Below are 22,581 nucleotides of genomic sequence, written 5' to 3'. Positions count from 1 at the left end.
CATCGTCCTTTGTCAATCCCTGGGACCTGAATATCGATCGCTGTTCGCCCCAGTTGAATCTAAGCACCCTAATCCATTCAAATTGCCAGAATTACGCACAGCAACAAAATACGATCCCACAAGTACGATAAACTCATCAATGATGATCCCTTGTTCTCGAAGGCACGTGGATGGCCTACTACGAAATATTGCGCGAGTCGACACCAAACCCATTGATAACAATAATCCGATCTAGTACGCTCTAATTTTGATGGTCCTAGAAGACCAATCTCTTCGACGACGAAGAAATACAATCCGATAAACGAATCCTTGCTCGCCTTAAGTACGTAGAGGATTTACCCCATGATACCGCGACTAAACTGCGTTCTAATAATCCACACATCACAATCTCGAAAAACGCCAACTTCTCATCGGTTACATTCCTCGCTCTAGCTCGGCGGTTGCCTCGTGTCTTATCGAGGTGACTGGACCACCCTCGGGACGATGGTCGTCCGCCTATTGAGATGAACCAACGGAGTTTCATCTCAGCGGTTTCCACATTGCTCGATTTGTCTGCTCGCTATTCGAACGAGCCGCTCAATCTCTTGCGTTTGCTTGAGATCGGGACGGCCGACACGACGTTTTCCGGTTTCTAGAGTGCCTCTGAAACCGTTGCCGGTCGCCTTTCCCGGAGGCCAACCCGGGGCCTTTCGCAACTGCACCATGGAGTGTCCTCCGATGAAGACTCGACGAAACCGCACGTCGCGAGCGACGGAACTGTTGCGAAAGGCCACCTGGAACCACCGTCGAAGAGTGAGGCTTGGCGCGATCGAAGCCCTGGAACAGCGAATCGTCCTCACTGGCGATCTGACGCTCGATCAACTCGTCGCCAGTCTCCAGCCGGTCTCGATAACCGGGGCGACGATTCTCGTACACGACTATGCGGCTGACGACGCCGGAGCGAACGCGCTCTATGACCTGGGGGCCGCAGTGCGCACGCGCGCTGACGCGGCGAACGGGGCAACGGGGGGTGCCTGGCTTGTCGACCATAACGCACTCAACGGCGTCGATATGGTGGACGCAGGCCGATCGACCCTACCGACTCTCGGTGGTCCGGCATCGGGTGAGCTCGTGCTGGTCTACGACTGGGGGGCCGTCTCGCGACAGGCTGCGGGGGGCGTCGCTCAGGCGGCCGGTGACGGGCTGACGGCCCTAATGACGCGGCTCGGCCTGATCAATCCGGCGACCGGCACGGGGGCGCCATTGCACCTCATCGGCGAGGGCACGGGCGCCGTTGTCGTCAGCGAGGCCGTCGAACGCATGGCTCGATTCGGCATCAATGTCGACCAGGAAACCTTCCTCGACCCGCACGACTTCGACCAGGGACCCGACTCGGCCGGCGGAGTACTCGCCGTGGACGGCCTGCAAGGGCTCGCGACCGGCGGTCCACAGGGCGGCTACGGCGCGGTTGTCTGGTCCAATGTCGAGTTCGCCGACGCGTATTACCAGACGACGGCAACCCCCTCCGGCCGCCCGATCCCTGGCGCGTTCAACTCCTACCTCCCCGGCTCCTCGTTCATTAGTAACCTGCCGGGACACCAGCAGCCCCGTGCAGCCTATCTCGAGTCGGTCGTCAATACGGCTGTCACCAACCGCGGCTTCGCGCTCAGCCGAATCGCAGGGGGCGTGCGGGGTCTGCCTACGTTCTTCACGACGTCAACGGGACTGACGCAGAGCCACATCTTCTCGAATCCGACGCTCGTCAATCCAGACACCGGTGTGGTCAAACTAGCTGGTCTGGCCGCGATCGGATTCACCGGCGCGACCACCGCAGCCGCGGACTTCACGGCCCAGCACTCCGCACCACTCTGGTCGTCGCAAGAGGTGGTCAACGGTGATTTCAACTCGGTCGGCACCGGTGGTTTCCTCCCCGGATGGTCGGCACCGGGCTCGGGAGTGGCCCCGATCGGCACCGCGGGTTCCAACGCCTTTCTTCTCCTTTCCGCGACCGGGCCCCAGCGAAGCCACCTCGCGCAAGTGGTGCCGACCGGCTCATCGATGCTTGCGTTCGACGTGAAGCGGGTCAGCTCTGACGCCGACGATCAACTTGCCGTCTACCTTGGCGCGACACTCCTCGGCCGGGTCGCACTTAATCAGACCGATAGTGCCTTTGTCACTCAGCGACTCGCCCTACCCGACAACTTGAAGGGGAGCGCCGCCGGGATCCGGTTCCAGATCGAAGGGGGCGCGGCAGTCGGCGCGGTCGTGCATGTCGATAACCTCCGATTCGAGGCGGGGGGCCGGAGCGGCGATGTGCTCGCCGTCGACCTTCGCGACGTCATGCCGAGTGGCCTCGTCTATGTGCTGAGCGGGTTCGACCTGGTCTCGGCCGACGGTTCCACGGCCACTCCACTTACGGCAACAATCAATGTCGGCCGACGCGATTGGCTTCTGACCGCCGGCGCTATCGGGGCTGGGTTCGTGATCTTCTCGGAGCGGGTCGACGGCGAGCTCCATCCGTTCTCGCAGACGGGCCGGTTCTACCTCGCTCCGGGGACTGAGGACGGTCTGCCACAAGACGGTTCATCGACCGATCGAGGCTTCCAAGGGCGGCTCCGTGTGCGTTTCACCGTGGACGGTGTACCGCAGACGCTCGACCTCCGCGTGCTTGCCGGCGCCTCGGGCCAGGGGCCGTCCGCGTTGCACCCGGAGGCAAGCACGCTTGAGATTCTCCGCCAGCAACAGCGACTCCGCTGGCTCGGGTTCCCTGACGTCAACGGCGACCAGCTCGTGGTCGACGGTATCGTCGGCCCGCTCACGCAGCACGCCACCGGCCTCTTCAACGCGGCCGTGGCCGCCACGGACTACTCGCCATCAGGCTCGCTGAGCGCCGGAGCGAGGGCCTGGGCCAACGTACCCCAGGCCCCGACATGGGGCCTTCTGAACGGCCCGCTCCAGGCGGGCGACTTCACCACCGCCGCGGGCGCCCCTCTATTTGCCACGAGCTGGGTCCGCGACACGATCCGCAACGGAGCCCGCGCCGCCCGCGTGGCCGGCGTCACCGACCCGATCATCTTGAATCGGCTGAGTGTGAACGCAGGGTCGTCCACGCCCTCCCCCCACGGCGGCCATCAGGCGGGCATGGCGTTCGATCTCCAGGTGTTCGTGAATGCCCGCACGGCCAGCCCCGGCACCGCACTCTCGGCCGCTGAGCAGAAGTTTCTCGACCTGCTTCTGAAGTTCCATTTGAATACACCGGCCGGTACGCGAATCGAACACGTCGTGGTCGGTAACGCCAAGATCGCCGCCGCGTTCAACACGGCGATCGGCCGGATCGTGGCCTCGGCCACCGCCACCGACCCCGCCGAAGCCCACATCGACATGATTGCGCTGCCCGCCGAGCAACTCGCCAACGGCCAGATCCGTGGCTTGATCTGGCGCGACGATACCAAGAACGGCGTCCGCGACGCCGACGAGGCCGGCCTAGGGGGATGGACCGTCTATCTCGACCTCGACTCTGACGGCCAGCTTGACGCGAACGAGCCCACCACGGTCACCAACCCCGACGGCTCCTACACCTTCTCCGGTCTGGCCGCCGGCACGTACGCGGTCGCCAGCCTCGAGGAAGATTGCTGGGTTCAGACGGCTCCCGCGCCGACCGTCGGGACTCCCGCGGGAGCTCGACTGGTGACGCTCGCCGCCGGTCAGACGGTCACCGGCGTCGACTTCGGCGAGCGTCTCCCGCTGTCGGTCGAGCGGGTTATCCACGCCGTGGAAGACTTCGCCGATCGGATGGAAGCGCTCGGCAATCAGGCCGAGAACGCCGTCCCGCTCCCCGGGATCACCGAGACCGACCCAGTCACCGGCCTGGAGAAGCCGGTCACGCTCGGCGGCCTGCTCAACATCAAGGATGCCATTGATAAAAACATTGTCATTCCGCTCAAGACCTTCCTGAATCAGGATCCCGAGGCATCCTCCAAGGCGATTGCCGAGCACCTCAAAACGCTCAGCCGCGTGATCGGCAACTTCACCTACAACGTCAACATCGGCTCGGGGGGATATGGCTATTCGCCGGACAAGGAACAGCTCTTCTACAACCTTCAGATTCATGCCGTTGGCACTTATATCACGGATGTGAACCTGGGGTCGAAGGCCGAGAAGTACGGCATCACGTTCCCGACCAAGCCGCACGTCATCGCGACCGCGACACTTGACCTGAACTTCACGATCGGATTCAACACCGACTGCGACGTCCCCTGGGAAGATTTCTTCTTCGTCCAGCTTCATCAACTGCACGGGGTGATCGACGCCGACGCCACGAACATTTCAGGGAACGCCAAGGCGGGGATCGTCGGCGCAACGATCACGAACGGCGAACTTCATCTCGACGCCACGACCGACGTCACACTCAACAACGGCAATCCCACCACGATCGGCGACTTCATGAAGTCGTCGATCGGCGACCTGTTCGACGTGGAGGCCGAGGGTTGCCTTACGGGAAACTTCCCGCTCATCGTCACGCTCGGCGGTTTCACTGTGCCGGGACTGCCACCTGCACTCGTGATCGACGAGTGCGCCGAGACCGGCTCCGGTGACATTTATGACGGTGAGGACCCCGAGGTCAAGCCAGACGCCAAATACGTTTCCAGCCTCGGGATGTTCGAGCTCCTCACCCCCCAGAGCCTCAGTTCGGCAATCGGTTCCCTGGCCAATTCGCTGTCGAATCTCAGCACCGCCGACCTGCTCAATCAGAACATCCCCTGGGCGAACCTCGGGCTGGGCAAGGGCTTCGCGGTGGGCGATGCCTTCCAAAAGGCGATCGCCGGCCCGGTGACCAATGTCCGCCTGACCGCGGACGGACTCCCCCCCGGCGGCGTGAAGATCAACGCCGACTCCACGATCACGTTGACTCTCAACGGCGACAAGGTGGTCACGTTCAGCGTGCCCAGGTCGGTCACCGCCAACAACAATAGCCTCCTGGACCTCGCCGACGACCTGCGGGGCGCACTGGCCGCCGCCCTGAACTCATCTCCGCTCGCCGGCAAGCTCACCGCCGTCGCAAGCGGCGGCAAGATCGCCCTGGTTGCCACCGGTCCCGAGATCAATGCCATCCGGATCGAAGGCGCTCAGGCGTTTGGCTTCGGTGCGGTGCAGGAAGTCGACGGGCTAAACTTCGGAACGATCCAGGAAATGATGTCGCTGCTCAGCAGCGCCCTGGGCACGGCCGTCACCGCCGATTACAACCCGACGAGCCGCGAGCTGACGTTCCGCGTCAGTTCGTTCGAGACCAGGATCGACCTCGGCACCCGGACCATCGACCTCGGTGCCAACCTGGGTAACCTCGGCGGTGTGAAGACGTCCAGCACGGTCAGCGTCGGCGCGACGGTCGGCGGCGGGTTCACGGTCGGCATTGAGCTGAAGCCACTGGGAGAAGGCTTCGCACTCACAACGGCCACGTTGCTCTCGGCGCTCAACGCCGGTAAGGGAGTCGTCATCGAAGGGGGGTTCGCCAACCACCTCCAGGTGAAACTCAGCAATGGCTCGGCCTCGTTCCTCGTCGACCTCCGCGGCGCGACGACCGTGGGGGACATTATCACGCGGATCAGACAGGCGTCGGTGCTTGCCGGTGTGCCCCGCGTGCAGGTGGCGATCAACGCGACAGGGACCGGCCTCGACCTCACTGACCTGACCCTGGTGCCCACCGGTTCCCCGGTCGCGACCTTCGAGGTGAGTGCGGCCAACGGCTCACGCGCCGCGTTTGGGCTCGGCCTGATCGGTCGCGATCTCGACGGTGACGGGCTCATCAATGGTGCCGCACTCCACGGCCAGACGCTGGCCGATCGGCTCTATATCCGCGATGCCGCCTTCCACGCCACGATCGATGTGCGGGCCGACGACGTCGACGCCGAGGCCCGGCTCGGCATGGTCGCCCTGAGTGTGGTCAACGGTCAAGCCTCCGCATTCGCCAGTGTCAACGTCACCCTGAAAGACCCAGGGATCGTGAGCAACGACGGCCGGATCTTCCTCTCCGAACTGTCCGGCGGCGACATTGATGCGGTGCTCAACCCGCCGACCGTCGCCATTTCGGCCGGGTTCGAATTTCCAGTCGTGCTGACATCCTCCATCAACGGTCTGAGTCTCGGTCAGGACCCGCGAATCGTCGGCGTCTGGGCCAATGCGCTTGACCCGAACGGCCTGCGTGTCTACTACCAGGGCCTAGACCCGGTCCTCCAGTTCCGCGGGCTATCGGTCGCCGGCATGACCGAGGAGACAGCCCTCAGCGCTCTCAACGACGGCTCGGGCGTCAGGATCACCGCGGGCCAGGACGATTTGATCATCAGGAGACGGGACGGAACCGTCCATCGGATCAACCTCGACGGCAGCCGGACCGTGGGCGACGTGTTGCGGGCCATTCGAGAGGCGACGGCCGGCAAGGTTCTCTTCGAGATCGACCGTGAGGGCCGCCGATTCGTCGCGACCGATACCACCGTCGGCGCGTTGACGTTCTCGCTGGCCGCCGTGGCGGGCTCGTCGGCGACGGCCGACCTCGGGCTGGTGGCCAATGACTCCGACAACGACGGCAAGATTACCGGCGACGAGGTCTTCTCCCCCGGCATCCTCGCCTCGCTCCGCCAGCTCGTCACCTTCCTCGCCAGCCTGGAACAAGGAGCGTTCCTGGGGGCCAAGCTGCCGGTCTTGAACAAGAGCCTGCCCGAGCTCCTGGCATTTGCCGATAACCTCGGCGCCACGCTCGACTCGCTCCGAAGTAAGGCATCCTCCTCACTGCAGACGCTCGAGACTGCGATGGAGCAGGCTCTGGGATTGGCCCCGGCCGACCTGACGCTCAGACTCGACGGCAAGGTGCTTCGGATCCAGCTCGCATTCGGTCGATCGGTCTCGAAGCAGCTCGGGCTCGACCTCGACCTGTCGAGCAAGGGACTCGGCCGCCTGGTCGACGCCCGCGCCCAGGCAGCGCTTCAGGTCTCGGCCGGGGCGCAGCTCAACCTCGACCTCGGGATCGACCTCACCGACCCGAATAATCCCCGGCCCTTCTTCTACACCGGTGGCACGTCGTTCTCACTCACGGCCTCAGCCCGCAACACGGCACCCGTGACCATGTCCGCAGCGCTCGGGCCGTTCGGAGTGTTCCTCAAGAATGGGACCGTGGCACTCGACGCGGACGGGTCGGGTCCGTTGACCACACCGGCAAGGTTCACAGCACGGTGGAACGACCCGGACGGCGACGGGCGGATCTCCCTGGAAGGGCTCGGCTCAGCGGGCACCTCCTTCACGATCGTTGGCGCTGTCGCGGCCAATCTGCCGACATTCTTCCCCACAGAATCGCAGGCGCTCGGGCCGATCACCTTGGCCGTGCTCGACCTCGGCAACGTAACCGGCTCCACCACCCTGACGACCCCGAACTTCGCCAACGCGGGCTTCGACCTGACCTCAAACCTCGGGGCGTTCGTCGACGGCTGGGACGGCCTGTTCGCCTTGATCGAAAGAACCCTCACCTCCGACGTGCTCGGCAAGGTTAAGCTGCCGATCATCGGCGGCAACCTCGCCCACGCCGCGTCCTTCGTTGCCGACCTGCGGCAGGCCGTCACAGGCAATCTGAGCGTCGGCGGCCTTGTCCGCAACGACGCGGCCGCCTTCCTTCGCCAGACCTTGTTCACCGCGCTCAACGACCTGGGCTTCCTCCGCGACACGGATAACAACGGTCAGATCAACATCAACGACGTCGGACTCGTGAGCGACACCGACCATGTCCAGTTCAACTTGAAACTGGGAGGAACCGCGGCCGTCGCCAGCAACCTGGACTTCGACCTCGGCCTGCCTGGCCTGAATCTCGGGCTGAACAACTCGGGGGTCACGCTCACATCCAGCTTCGGGTTTGACCTCAGCGTCGGAATCGACCGCAATGACGGCGTTTACTTCCAGTTCAACCCGGCGAAAACCGATGACCTGACGCTGACGGTGCGGGCCGAGCTCGCCGCGGGAGCCACGGCTACCGGCAAGCTCGGATTTCTTCAGCTCGACGTGGTCAACGACCACGCGTTCGCGCAGGGCACGTTCGCCGTCGACATCACCCCGGGGGCCGGAGGCCGCGTCCGACTTCGCGACCTGGCCTCCCCCGCCAGCCTCGGGCTCGGCGCAACATTCACCGGCAGCGTCGATGTCGGGCTGAACCTCATCACTAGCTTCGGCGGCTCGGCGCAGTTCCCGAGGATGCGCACGACGCTCGATGTCGACTGGGGTTTCAACAACGCGAGCACCCGTACCGACACGGCCCAGTTCGGCGGCGCACCCGACGTCCGTTTCAGCGCCATCCAGCTCAGCCTCGGAAGCTTCTTCAGCGACTTCCTCGCGCCGGTCGTCACCAACATCAAGCGGGCACTCGACCCGATCCAACCGATTCTCCAAGTGCTGACGTCGCCGCTCCCGGTGATCTCCGACCTCGCCGGAACGGTGACTCTGCTCGACCTGGCCCGGGTCTTCGGCTACGACCAGACCGCCGACTTCATCGAAGCGGTCAATGACATCAACACGCTTGCCAACCGCCTCTCCTCGAGCACCGGCGATCTCTGGGTCGACCTCGGCTCATTCACGGTCGATGGCAAACTCGCCCGCAATTCCGCGGCGGCCGGCCAGCTCATGCCGTCGCAGATTTTTGCCTCCAACTATTCCGCGATCAAGTCGCAGATCGCCACTCAGCCCGAGCTGTCGACCACCTTTACCACCGCCACGGACATCAGCGGCGGCGCCTTCAGCTTCCCAATCCTCGAGAATCCGGCGAGTGCGTTCGCCCTGCTCTTGGGCCAGGACGCCACACTCTTCACCTACGACATGCCCGCGCTTGGTTTCAAGTTCGAGTACAGCCAGTTCTTCCCGATCATCGGCCCGCTCGGGGCGAGGATCACGGGATCGATTGGTGCCACGGCCGACTTCGCCTTCGGCTTCGACACCAAGGGCTTACGGCACTATGCCGCGGGGGGCTACGCCAACCCTGGCGCAATTGCCGAAGGGTTTTATATCAGCGACCGAGCGAACGCCGACGGCACGGGAACCGACGTGCCCGAGCTCGTGCTCTCCGGAGCGCTGACGGCGGCGGCCGAGATCAACGTGGCGGTGGCCCGAGTCGGTGTCGGCGGCGGTGTCTTCCTCGACGTCTACTTCGATCTCCACGACAACGACAATGACGGTAAGGTCCGGTTCGACGAGATCGCATCCAACTTCGACCTTGGCCCGCTCCACATCTTCGACGTCAGCGGCAAGTTCTTCGCCGCTTTGATCGCCTACGTCAAAATCGGCTTCAAGACGCCGTTTGGCTACGTGACCGTGCTCAACGCCGAGAAGCGATTCGCCGAGGTGACCCTGTTCGACTTCTCCCTGGCCCGGCCCGCCGGACCACCGCCGTCACTGGCGCGAGTCGAAGGGGGCACGCTCCGAATCAACTCCACGGCAAACGCCGATCGGTTCTTGCTTCGCTCCGGGCTGACCAGTGACTCGGTGATCGTCGAGTCGAACGGGAAGACCGAGACTTACACGGGCGTTGCCAGAATTGACGCCGACGGCGGCGACGGTGATGACGTGATCACGCTCCACGAGGGGATCGTCCTTGACGCCACCCTCCGCGGTGGATCGGGGAACGACCGGCTCACCTCGGGGGCCGGTCGCACGGTGTTCGAGGGAGGCGAGGGGAATGACGTCCTGGCCGCTGGCGCCGGCCCGGCCACCATGTCCGGCGGATCAGGCGACGACACGCTGCTCGGAGGCGACGGGGACGACGTGCTTGCCGGCGATGCCGGTCGCGACCTGATCCGAGGCGGGCTGGGCCACGATCGCCTTGAGGGGGGCAACGATGCCGATCAACTCTACGGCGACGACGGTGACGATACGCTGCTCGGCCAGGACGGGGACGACGTGCTCGCTGGCGGCTATGGCAACGACAGGCTCGAGGGGGGCCTCGGTGGCGACCGACTCGACGGCCTTGAGGGGGATGACGTCCTCATCGGTGGCGAGGGCTATGACGTCCTCGATGGCGGTTACGGCAACGACCTTATCGTTGGCGGCCTGGCCATTGTCAATGGTTCTAGCGTCTCCGGGCTCTCGGGCAACGATGACAATGAGATTTACGGCAACCGGGGCAACGACACCATCTACGGCGCCGGAGGCAATGACCGGATCGATACCGGCCAGGGGGCTGACGTTGTCTACGCTGGCGCCGGGAATGACTGGATCGATGGCGGCGGCGGCAATGACCTGATCGACGCCGGCGACGGCAACGACACGGTCTACGGTGGAAGCGGATCCGATACCCTGATCGGTGGCTGGGGCCGCGACTCGCTCTACGCGGGCGGGTCCGACGGCTCCCCGGCCGTCCTCGGCGAACCACACACGATCTACGGCGACCTCGTCAATCTCAATGCCGTGGGACCAGGCAATCAGGCCGATCACTCCGACTCGATCTACGGAGGCGACGACGCCGATTCTCTCTACGGTGGTGCGGGGAACGACACCATTTACGGCGGAGCCGGGAGCGATTACCTCGTCGGTGGCTGGGGCCGCGACACGATCTTTGCGGGCCGCAATGCCAGCGGCGGCGGCTCCGCCGCCGACATCAATACCGTCTTCGGCGACCTTGAAGGCGCAGGGACCGCCCCCGGGACCGCCGAGGACCATGCCGACCGGATTTATGGCGACCTTGGCCGCGACATCATTCGCACGGGCGTCGGCTCCGATTGGATCGATGCCCGCGCCGGCAACAATGACATCGACGCCGGCAACGGCGACAACACGATCATCGCAGGGATCGGGGACGACACCATCGTCGCCGGCTCGGGCAACGATGTCATTGATGCTGGCCATGGGAATAACTTGATCGACGCCGGCGCCGGCAATAACGACGTCACCAGCGGTTCGGGCGCCGACCGGATCACCACCGGCTCCGGCAATGACCGGATCCGCGCCGGTGATGGCGACAACACGATCGTGGCGGGCGAGGGGAACAACGTCATCACCACCGGCCTCGGGATCGACTCGATCCTGACCCTCTCGGGCGATGACACGATCACGACCGGCCACGGCCGCAAGACGATCAACGCCGGCGACGGCCGGAACGTCGTGACCACCGGTGACGGCACGAACACGATCGTCACTGGAATCGGCAATGACACGATTATCGTCGGCAACGGCGGACCCGGCGGGGGCAATCTGATCCAGGCCGGCGACGGCAACAACTGGGTCACGGCCGGGTCGGCGAACGACCGGATCACCACCGGCTCCGGCCACGACACAATCGCCGGCGGGGCGGGCGATAACACGATCGTGGCGGGAGGGGGGAACAACGTCATTACCACCGGCCTCGGGATCGACTCGATCACCACCGGCACGGGCGACGACACGATTACCACCGGCCATGGTCGCAAGACGATCGACGCTGGCGACGGCCGAAACGTTGTGACCACCGGCGACGGCGCAAACACGATCACCACCGGTGGTGGTAACGATGTGATTACCGTCGGCAACGGCAGCGCGGAGGGGGGCAACCTGATCCAGGCCGGCAACGGTGATAATCGGGTCACGACCGGGTCGGCCAGCGACCGGATTACCACCGGTTCCGGTCACGACACGATCACCGGGGGGGCCGGCCAGGACCTCATCGTCTCGGGAGCCGGTTACGACCTCATCGACGCCGGCGCCGGCAACGACACGGTCCTCGCGGGCCTCGGGAATGACACGGTCTCCGGGGGCGACGGCGATGACCTGATCGTCGGCGACGCAGGTGATGACCTCCTCTCCGGCGACGGCGGCCGCGACCTGATCTGGGGCGGTCGGCCAGAAGATGCCGTGGCTTCGTGGGAGGCGAACCCCGGTTCCACGTTCTCCTGGCTCCTCCGATTCGCCGATGCCGCGCTCGTGCTTCCTCCCGGCTTCGCGGCGGCTAAAGCCGAGGCCGAGGCGTTACTCGGGCGATCACAGACGTACAATGCTCCGCGGATTACTCCGGTCGACCTGCTGAACATCTCGGTCGACGGCCGCTCGCCCGTCAATGGCGCTCCCGGTGACGGCCGCGACCAGATCTTCGGTGGCAATGACACCGACTGGCTGTTCGGCGGCGGTGAGGTCGATTTCATCGACGCAGGCGCCGGCGATGACTACGTCGACGGCGGTCTCTCAGACGACGCACTCCGTGGCAGCGACGGCGATGACGTGATCCGAGGCGGCAAGAACAACGACGTGATCCGAGGCGGCGAGGGGATCGACCAGATTTACGGCATGGAGGGCGACGACCTCCTGTTCGGCGACTCCGGCAGCAACGGCGTTCAGGAAGGACAGCGGCTCTGGGGCGGTTCCGGCTACGACACCTTGTATGCCTATGCCTCAACCTATGAGGGAGCCGTCGAGGCCACGCTGTTCGGCGACGAGTTGCGAGGCGATGAGGATGGGGACAACCTCTATGGCAATCTCCGTCGCGACCTCCTCTTCGGCGGCGCCGGCGCCGACTACCTGCACGGCGATTATCTTGAGGGGCCGCTCTACGCCCGGGGAACCAATTCCGGAGTGGTGGGCGCGGCTGACACCCTACTCGGCGGGCTGGGTCAGGACCAGATCTTCGGCGGCGGTGGGAACGACCAACTCTGGGGGGGCCAGGACGGCGACTGGCTCGAGGGAATGGGGGGGAGCGACACCCTCTATGGTGGCTCCGCCGCCGATATCCTCGTGGTCGACGTCGACAGCCGCTACTTCACCAATGGCGTTGCCAACTCGCTCGACGTCGTCGACGGCCACCATGGAAATGCCCCCAACGACTTCACCTCCCTCGACGATGCCGTCGACGTCATGCTGATCGAAGGGGACAAGACAATCGTCCCCGGCCAGTTCTTCCGCAATGACACGATCCGGGTGACCGAGAATCCGGTCACCGGGCAGCTCGACGTCTCTTATCAATCGACCCGCGACGGCGCTCCCGCCGACGTCCGGTCACGTAACCTGACGATCGACTGGCGGGGCGGCCCCGGCCAGGTCCCGAAGGTCGAGCAGATCCAGATTTCGGGTCTCATGGGCGACGACCTTCTCTCCGTCGACCTTCGGTCGGCGACGATCACCCAGCTCGTGCAAAACACACCGGGCCAACCCTGGCTCGCGGTGCTCAGTGGCGGCCCGGGTAACGACACGATCTTAGGCACCCCAGGGCGAGATCGCATCGACGGCGGGCCCGGGAGCGACAACCTCTACGGCTTCGCGGGTGACGACCGAATCTGGGGCGACTTCTTCAACGGCGACCCACTCACCGATCACGACCGCCTCTTCGCGGGCGCAGGGGCCGATGACTTGATCGGCGGCCAAGGCAGTAACGATCTGTACGCCTGGTCGCGCGACCCGGCACTCGGCCTCCTCTTTGGCGTCTTCATCGACGCCCAGGGAGTTCTCCACGACGACACGACCAAGGACGTCGACCTCAACGCCGCGCTCTCCCTGATCCCCGGCACTTCCGGTGTCACCAGTCTCAGGAAGATTACTGGCCTGGCCACGGATGCGGCCGCTCAGGTCGACCGCTTCCGGTTCAACCTGCCTCGTGCCGGACTAGCGACGGACACGATCGCGCTGGACCGCTTCAGCGCGGCCTTCGGCGACCAGATCATCGAGCTCTACAAGGGGGGCGTCAAGGTCCGCACCCTCACAGTCGCGGCACCCGCGAATGGCTCAACCGCGACCGGTGTATTCGACCTCGCGGGACTGGTGGCCGGCGACTACGAACTGAGGGTCCGCTACGGCAGCACCCCATCGGCGTTCAGCGGCTCAATCGGCTACCAGCTCCGGTTCGCCGTCGGCACCTCCGGTGCTACCGACCTCGACCTGACTTATCGTCTTGAAGACACTGGGTTGAACCGGATGCTCGGGGCGAACAACCCGGCCCGGTCCGACATGCTGTATGGCGGAACCGGCCTGGATTTCCTCTACGGAAATGGTGGCGGTGGTGTCAACGGCGACCAGATCATCACCCGCCACGGCACTCCGTTCGTCGGTACTGAGGACGGTCTCTCTCAGGACGATCAGTGGAAATCCTACGCCAAGTCGACTGACCGGGTCTGGTACGTCGGTCTCAGCGAAGCGGCGGAGACCGTCGACGTCGGATATGACACCGACCCTTACAGTGACTTCTTTGGGCGCCACTTCATCCGGGTCCGGCAGGCTGGCAGCGATACGATCAAGTTCCGCTTCGGCCAGTTCGCTCCCGTCGACACCGCAACGGGGGCCGACAAGATCTCGGCCAATGACGCCTTCTACGACGCCGAGGGACTGGCCTACAGCTACGACCGAGAGACCGGGCAGTTAACCCCGCTCGCCCCCGACGACTGGCGAAACCTCGCTTCTGAGCGACTCGGTGGTCAGGGCCGCACCACGCCAATCGTCGGGATCGGGGCCTTACTGCCCCCCGAGGCCGATTTCTTGGCAATCCTGATCGACGCGTTGGGGGGTGACGACACCATCCACGTGAACGAGACGGTGCAAAAAACGGTCTGGATCGATGCCGGCGCGGGCAACGACAAGGTGACCATTGACCCGCAACGTGCTTTCCTCCCCGACCGTACTGAAGGGACAGGCACCGGCCCCGGCCGGCTCGCGGAACGGAATGACACGTTCGGCCATGCCTACAGCCTCGGTCCGATCAACGGATCAACCCGTTTCAACGGCCTGACGATCGATAGCGCCACCGGTCCCGTCGGACTCAACGAACCGTCCGACCCCGACTGGTATGCCTTCACGCTCACTCAGCCGGTTGTCCGCGGCGACCTCGTTCGTGTCGTGCCGCTGACCCCCAAGCAAAACCTCCGGCTTTCCGTAAGCCTCTACGCTCTCGACGCCTTAGGCGCTCAGGGCGCATTGCTGGGAAGCCAAACGGCCGACCTGACACCCGACGGTTTGGGCGTTGCTTACCTCGATCTGAAAACTCTGGGCATCTCCGGGTTGGCCCCGAATACGCCGTACCGCCTCAAGATCGTCTCGGTTGGCGGAGTGACGACCGACTATCGGCTCGAGTTCGCGCTTTCGGCCACCACGGATCTGGCTGAGACGAACGACACGCCCGAGTCCGCCTTCCAGGTCACCGCCATCGACCGCCGCGCCGAGGTTAACGGCCTCACGCTGCGGTCCGACGCCGATACCGACTGGTTCCGATTCACCCTCAACGGAACGATGGGCGCGGGCAGTGGTATCGATCTGGAAGCCTCCAACATCGACGGCTCGTTCACGTTCGTCCTGTTCCAGTCGATCAATGGAGTGGCCACACAGGTCGGCACACCTCAGTCGGCCGTGCTCGATACCGTGTTGGGCGTGAAGAAAGCGAGTCTGAGCCTGAACGGCCAGACGGCGGGCGACTACTGGGTGAAGGTAACCGGCACGCAAACCCGCTACCGACTGGTACCGCATTTCAGTCTGCCCACGGTGTCGGGCAACTCGACTCAGGCCACCGCCTTCCCGCTCGCCGCTGGGGGACTGCCGCGCTGGATCGGTCCGGGGACACTGACGAGCGAAGCCGACGCAGACTGGTTTACCTTCACCTTGAATTCTCCGGCCGCGCGTAGCGCCGCGGTGCAGGTGCGAGCCTCGATCCCCAACGGCTCGGTCCGCTCGGCCGACACGCGCTTCCTGGCCGAGTTGCTTCGGCTCGATCCTTCGACCGGTATCGCCGTGCTCCTTAACTCGGCTGAGGCGATTTACGGTTCCATCGCGTCACTCGGGCTGGCGGGCCTGGGCGCGGGCACCTACTTCGTGCGTGTGAAGGGGCCCGACGACGGCGACAGTCTCAAGAGCGAGGTCTACAATGGTACCGCCGGCACACCCGCAGCGGCTCCCGTCTCGTTCGATATCCTGGCGACGCTCGAACAGGTCGTTCGAGGGAATACAACCCAGGCAACGGCGTACAACCTGCCGCCGGTGAGCCTGCTCGGCCGGTTGGGCGAGCTCTCATTGCCCACGGCCGGCTCGGCCAACTGGTTCCAGTTGACGCTCGCGACCGATGCCGTTGCGGGCGACCTGCTCGCCATTCATTCGGGTAACTCGGCTGACGCGGTCCGACTCGAACTGATCGACACCTCCGGACGGACTTTGCGCGAGGCACGGACCTCGGCGCTGGCCGACGGACTGCTCGACCTCGAGGGACTCTTTGCCGGCACTTACTGGCTAAAGATCACCGGGCCGAGCGTCAGCCGTCCCGCCACCACCTCCACTCCAGCGACCTATCCACTGAGCTATGAGCTCTTCGCACCGAACACCCGAGCCACACTCGGCTCGCTTGATCTCGCCGGGCACGTGACCCGTGACCTCTCCACACCTGCTGGCTCAGATCGTCGTGACGTGATCCTCGGCGGCACAGGAAACGATTCCCTCTCCGGGGGCTCGGGCGAAGATTGGATCTTCGGAGGCGCCGGCAACGACGTCCTCACCGGCGGCCCTGACCGCCAGGCCGAAGACCTGATTTTCGGCGGTGACGGCGACGACATCTTCCAGGTGATGCCCGACTGGCTCCCGATCAATCCGGCCACCGGCCGCCCCGGCGACCCCGCTTCGGCCGACCTCTTCGTCGGCGGCGCGGGGGACAACCGTGTCCTCTTCCTCGGCGGCGACCGGGTGAATCCGAACGACACCAACTCATGGCTGATCAGCGACTACGTCGCCTTGGGCTATGACCGATTCCTCCAGCGGCAGAAGATGACCAGCCTCGTCTGGGACGAAGGGACCTACGTCGACCCGTCGACCGGTGCCACCGTCCCCAAGGGAGAGTACGTCCGGGGGAGTGACGGCCAATTCCTCCAGAAGTATGCGTTCTTCCGCACCCGTGACATCAACCGAACCGTCATCAACACCCGTGGTGGCGCCGACATCGTCCACGCCGATGCCGGGCATACCATCGGCGAAGAGACCTGGGGGATCGCTCGGGGCGACGTTCAAGCTCGAGCCCAGGCCTTCGCTCAAATCGAGATCTTCGGTGGCGACGGCGACGACATGCTCTTCGGGTCGGCCAACGACGACCTGATCTTCGGAGAGAATGGCAACGACTACATCGCGGGCGGCGAAGGTGACGACCACATCGAGGGAGGCGACGGCGAAGACTACCTCTACGGCAATCGCTACTACACCGACGCCAGCCACCCGGCCCAGGGCACCGAAACCCAACTCAGCCGAACTTCGACACTGCTCAAGGGGACACCCGACTACCAGGGACTCCAGCCCGCACCGAAGCCCGGCGCACGGATCGACCACTCGTTCGCCGACGACCTGACCGGCTCTCTGGTCATCCCCGTCAAGCCGGCCGGCGTCAGCTTGCCCTCCTCCGCAACCGCCACCACAAATCTCGCCGACTCGTTCGCGTTGGAGGGCCTCGCCGACAATGATCGCCTCGGTCTGGTCGAGCAGATTGGCGACCTCAACGGGGACGGATTCAACGACTTTCTCGTCAGTGGCGAGGCCGGAGCCAGCTACATTTTGTTGGGGCCGGTCGATCCGAGTACGCTCTACCGGGTCGAGACCGGCGAGTTCGACAATAGCAGTAACACACCAGGCATCAAAGACCTGCGCGTCCGGGGTGAGGATTGGTCGTTCGTCGTTCCGTTCGGCACGGACTTGGCGCGTGAGACGTCGTTGCCGTTCTACCGCATCCAGGGTCGCGCTGAGATTCTGGTGGGAGCCGGCCTCGGCCGCCCTGCCCGCACCCAGGGGAACATCGGCGGCCTGACCAACAACCGCACCGTGATAATCCCCCCGCCCACGACCAGCAGCACCGATGGTCTCGATGCGGACCGCCGTGCCCGCACCGATCTGGTCTTCCTCCGAAAGAACGGCGCGGACTATGAGGTCAACATCCTCTTCGGCTCCATAGGCCTGCCCCGTTCGATCAATCAGCTTTCCGACGCCACAGCCCAGGTGTCAACACTCACGCTGAGCAACGCAGGGAGCAACTACACCAACGGCACGAACTACGCGCTGATCTTCTCGGGCGGAGGGGGCAGCGGAGCATCCGGTACCTTCGACGTGATCGCCGGCCACGTCACGAACCTCAAGCTCCTCGCGGGGGGGAGCGGGTACACTTCGAGCCCGACCCTCAGCTTCGCTAACGGAGGGGCCGGCTCGGGCGTGTCGGCCACGGTCGCAGTGTCCGATTCGATCCGCAAGATCACCCTGCCAGCTGGCTTCGCCAGCGCCGCCAGCGACGGACTCGCCAGCCTGGACGCCTACGTCGTCAACTGGGACAAGGACGGCTTTGGCGACATCTTCATCATCAGTCGCTCGTCGACCATGGCCTCGGGTGTCATCGGCTTGCTCTACTCGGGCCGCGACATTGCCAATGGGAACAACCCGACCCCTGAGTTCGAGCTCCGCAAAGACGCGACCGCAGGTCCCTCGGTGAGCTACACAGGTCTCACGGCCGTCGTCGCCGGCGACGTCAATGGCGATGGTTATGAAGACATCCTGGTGGCGAATCCCATTTTCGCCGCCGACGCAACCAACGGGAACATCGGCCGCGTCTATCTCGTCATGGGTCGGGATCGAAACACCTCGACAACGGCCGATGCCATCTTCCTCGACTCGGGCGACGCCAATGCGTTCGCCGCTGACTTCATCTGGGAACAGCGCGGCCTGGGTGCCGGTGTCTACACTGTGGGCGACACCAACAAAGATGGCTACGCCGAACTCGCCTTCGCACGTAGCTTCAACACCACGATCGCAGGCCAAACCGACGGGCTTTCAATCGTCGCTGGGTCCCCCGACTACGCCGCGAGCACCCTGGCCGCTAAGCGAGGGAGAACACGGTTCACAGCCGTAGCGCCAGGTGCCGGGTTATCCCCAACCTCGCTCTTGAACGTCGGTCTGTTCGAGGTCAATCGGGGGTCCTCCGGCAGCGGCACGCTACAAGCTACCGCAGGTGACTTCGACGGCGACGGCCGGACCGATTTGGTCGTCGGTGACCCGACGCAGAACAAGACCTACGTCTACTACTCGAACTCGACGGCCAGCCCAACTCGAATGCGCGTCTCGCAAGACATCCGAGCCGCCCGCCTCGACCTGGCGAATCGCATCGTTGGGCTCGCCGCCGCGGCCGACGCGACACTGACCGGCGAGGGCCTTGACGACCAGTTTGGTGTGATGCCGCTGACCCCGGGCATGGACCTCGACGGCGACCGGATCGACGACTTGCTCGTGGGTGCCCCACGAGCCGATGTGGCCACGGCCAAGCTGACCGGTGACGCCGGCCGAGTCTACGTCCTCTACGGCGACCCGCGGCTCTTCTCGGTGCCCAATGCGGGCCCGTACATCACCAACCGAGATGTCCCCGGCAGCGGGCTCTTCCTTGTCGATCCACCCACCGGAGAGACCGTCCGTGAGCCTGGGACTCTGACGGGCGACGAGACCGAGAAATGGTTTCGCTTCTCCACCCTGGGCGACGGCCAGATCGGCAATCAGATCCGCGTCTTGATGGAGAACAATGACACGCTCAATATCTCGAGACCAGCGCGGCCTACTCTGAACTCGTCGGTGCAGCTCCGCCAGGATAACTTCCCAGCCAATCAGAAGGTTTCGGAGCAGCCGATCCCCCTCGGCTCAATGAGCTTTATCGACATGGCCCCCAGAACGGGTGTGTCGAACCTCGAAATCAACGGCAGTCTGAAAAAGTATGCCGCGATCGACGTCGACCTCTCGCGCTTCCTCGGACTCATTGAGGAAGTTGGCCTGATCTCGGCGTTCTCGCTCTTCTTGCCGATCGGCACCCCGACGGCCGCCGGCACGATCATCGTCGAGTTGCTCGACCGCGAAGCCGATCGTCTGGCCAACGGCATTTTCCCGATGGCCGATTCGGCCGCGACCACCGCCCAGCACTTCCCGACCGTGACCGCTTCCTACACGGCCGGCACGGCGCAGACGCTCAGGATTGACCTCAGCGAAGCCGTGCGGCAGGCACTCGCCGCGGGCATGACCCGCCTCTCGTTCCGGATTAAAGGTGGAGCGACCGATGGTGCCACGCTCGCCCTGCCCTTGCCCAACCTGGCCGACCCGAATTCAACTCGAGTTGAGGTTCAAACCGACCGTCGCACCGGCTTCGTTGCCGACGTCTACAACCTGGAAGGGCGCCGGTTTGCTCAGGGCCTGGCCATCATCGACACTCGAAGCTTCGACGCCGGTGACTACATCATCCGGGTCTACGACCCATTTGAGGAGCCGAGTCATCCCTTGTACGAGCGGGACTACAATCGCACGGCGGGCTTCAACTTCAACCTCGAATTTTCCCCTCCCAAGTTGGGCGATGCCGACGCACCTTCTGATCGGGACGAGATCCGCGGCGGCAAGGACAACGACTACATCGAGGGGGGCAACTATCTCGACCGCCTCTACGGCGGAGACGGCTTCGGCATCGACGTGTTCCGGGGTGAAAACATCGAGATTCGCGACTTCCAAACCGGGACTTTCGGCGACATCGCTTCGAATCCACGTGCCGGAGAGGAGTATTTCGAGGTCGCCAGGCCCGATGACTTTGTCGTGGTCTTCAACAGCATTGCCCTCGAGACCAAGGTGGCCCAGGCGCTCAACCTGGCCGTCGAGTACGTCCTGCCGGGCGGAACCAACACCGCCTTCCGCGCCCAGCGACCGCTCCGCGCCTCCGACCTGACTCAGCTCGTCGAACTCGACGCTAGCTTCCTCGGCCTGACAGATCTCCTCCTTGATCCGGATAACTACAAGTCGGACCCGAGCGCCAACGACTTCTTTACCTATCCCCGCAAGCTCGCATTGAGGGGAATCGACTACGCGGTCAATCTCGAGTTTCTGGCACTGGCGGGCAACCAGATCGCCGACATCTCGCTCTTCGAGCCGGGCATTCGCCCGTCCCGTGAGACCCATGGCGAACTCGGCCTGCGCAGCTTGCACTACCTCGACCTAGACTACAATCCCCTCATCGCCAGTCCAAATCAAAGCATTGAGACTCAAACAGATCCCCAGAAGACCACCCAGGGGCCGCTCGCCCCACTGGCGCGACTTCGCGATCCCCGATTCCTCAGCCTCGACGGCCTCACCGGCCGCACCGGCCAGCTTTCCACCATCGGAACCAACTTGGTCCTCGACGCCACGCCCACAGCCTTCACTGGACCAGGGGCCGCATTCTTCTACCCGACGGTCTACAACCTCGACGACCTCAGCAAGCTAAATACTCTGAAATGGCTGAGCTTCAACGGCAATGCCCCGCGACGGTTCGTCGACTTCACTGCAGTGGGCACCGGGAACCCGCAGGCCTTGGTCGCCTCGGGTCTGACCGTCACCGGCTCGGCGTCGTTGAGTGTTGGGGTCACCGGCTCGGCGGCGTTGAGTGTTGGAACGACCGGGTTGGGTGTCTCCGGAGGCCAAATCGCCACGAGACTCGACGGCACTGAGGAGCTTACGTTCGTCTTTACCGGCGACCCCGCGGGCGGCCAATGGCCCATTCTCAAGCACTGGCATCCTGCCCGCCACGGGCCCCGACCTACTCCGATCACCGGCCACCCAGGTCTACTTCGAACTCGCAACCTCGGACGACACGAATGGCAACGCAATTGCCAACGAGTTCATCCTTGAAGCCTTTAAGCCGTCCCCGATCAGCACCCCGGGCGTTCCTGACGTCACGCTCGGTACCATCCGGCTCAATGGCGTCGGGCGATTTGACGTATCGGCACTCTTCGGCGGCGTGCCGATCAGCAAGTTCGTCGTCCGCGGCTACGGCGACCGGATCAACATCACCCGCGTGGGCTTCCGCCCCGAGTTGAGCCTGGCCCCCCTGGCCGGCAAGACCGAGCTGGAATACCTGTCGATTGCCGACAACGACGTGAAGTCCACCGACCCACTCGCCGACCTGACCTCGTTGCGTTGGGCCTTCCTCGAGAACAACCAGATCCGGAGCATCGACAGCCTGCTCGGACAGACCATCGTCGACGACCGCGACCCGGGCTACATCGAATCCGCAACCGGCACACCGAACTCGTCGTTCAGCGGCGACGTGAACGATCAAGCCTTCGAGGGAGACTACCGCCTCGTCGCTCCAGGCGTCGACACGTCGCAGCTCCGCTACGTCTTCCCCGACCTGCCCGCCGGCGAGTACGAAGTGTTCGTAACCTGGCCAGTCAACCCGGCCACAGCCCCCAACAACCCACGGTTTACCAACCGCGCGTTGTATACGATCGACACTTACGCCGGCATACCGACGGCGACCGATCCACTGACCACTCCGCTGACGCGAACCACCTCGGCCGCCATCAGCCAACGCGTCGCGCCGACGGGCGGAAATCCTCTGGGAGGACGACCTTGGCAGCGAGTCGGCACCGTGACCATCGACCCGACCGGCACCGGCGCCCGCGGCACGATCGTGATTCGCCCGGCCAACGATGGCACCGGCGACCTGGTCCTCGACGGGATCCGGCTCGTCCGCAAAGTTTTGCCGACGCTCAGTGTGCTCGACCTCGACAGCAACCCGCTCGATAACGCGGCGGTGACTTACATCAAGGACGGCCTACGCAGCTCCCGTCCAGGGACCGATGACCCGGAGACCACTGCACGCGAGTACGCTCCGTTGGTCGA

General features: G+C 64.4%; 1 protein-coding gene. It reads left to right on the top strand.

What is annotated here, in order from left to right:
• The first annotated feature begins 717 nt into the window (after nucleotides 1–717).
• A complete protein-coding gene (locus V5E97_RS15255) occupies nucleotides 718–21,585 on the top strand; it encodes an SdrD B-like domain-containing protein (protein ID WP_406700164.1) in 20,868 nt (6,955 codons plus the stop codon).
• Nucleotides 21,586–22,581: the final 996 nt, after the last annotated feature.

Source organism: Singulisphaera photorubra (assembly GCF_045290345.1).
Lineage (GTDB): Bacteria > Planctomycetota > Planctomycetia > Isosphaerales > Isosphaeraceae > Singulisphaera.
Note: the sequence above shows the minus strand (reverse complement) of the source record. Positions and strands in the feature narration are given on the sequence as shown.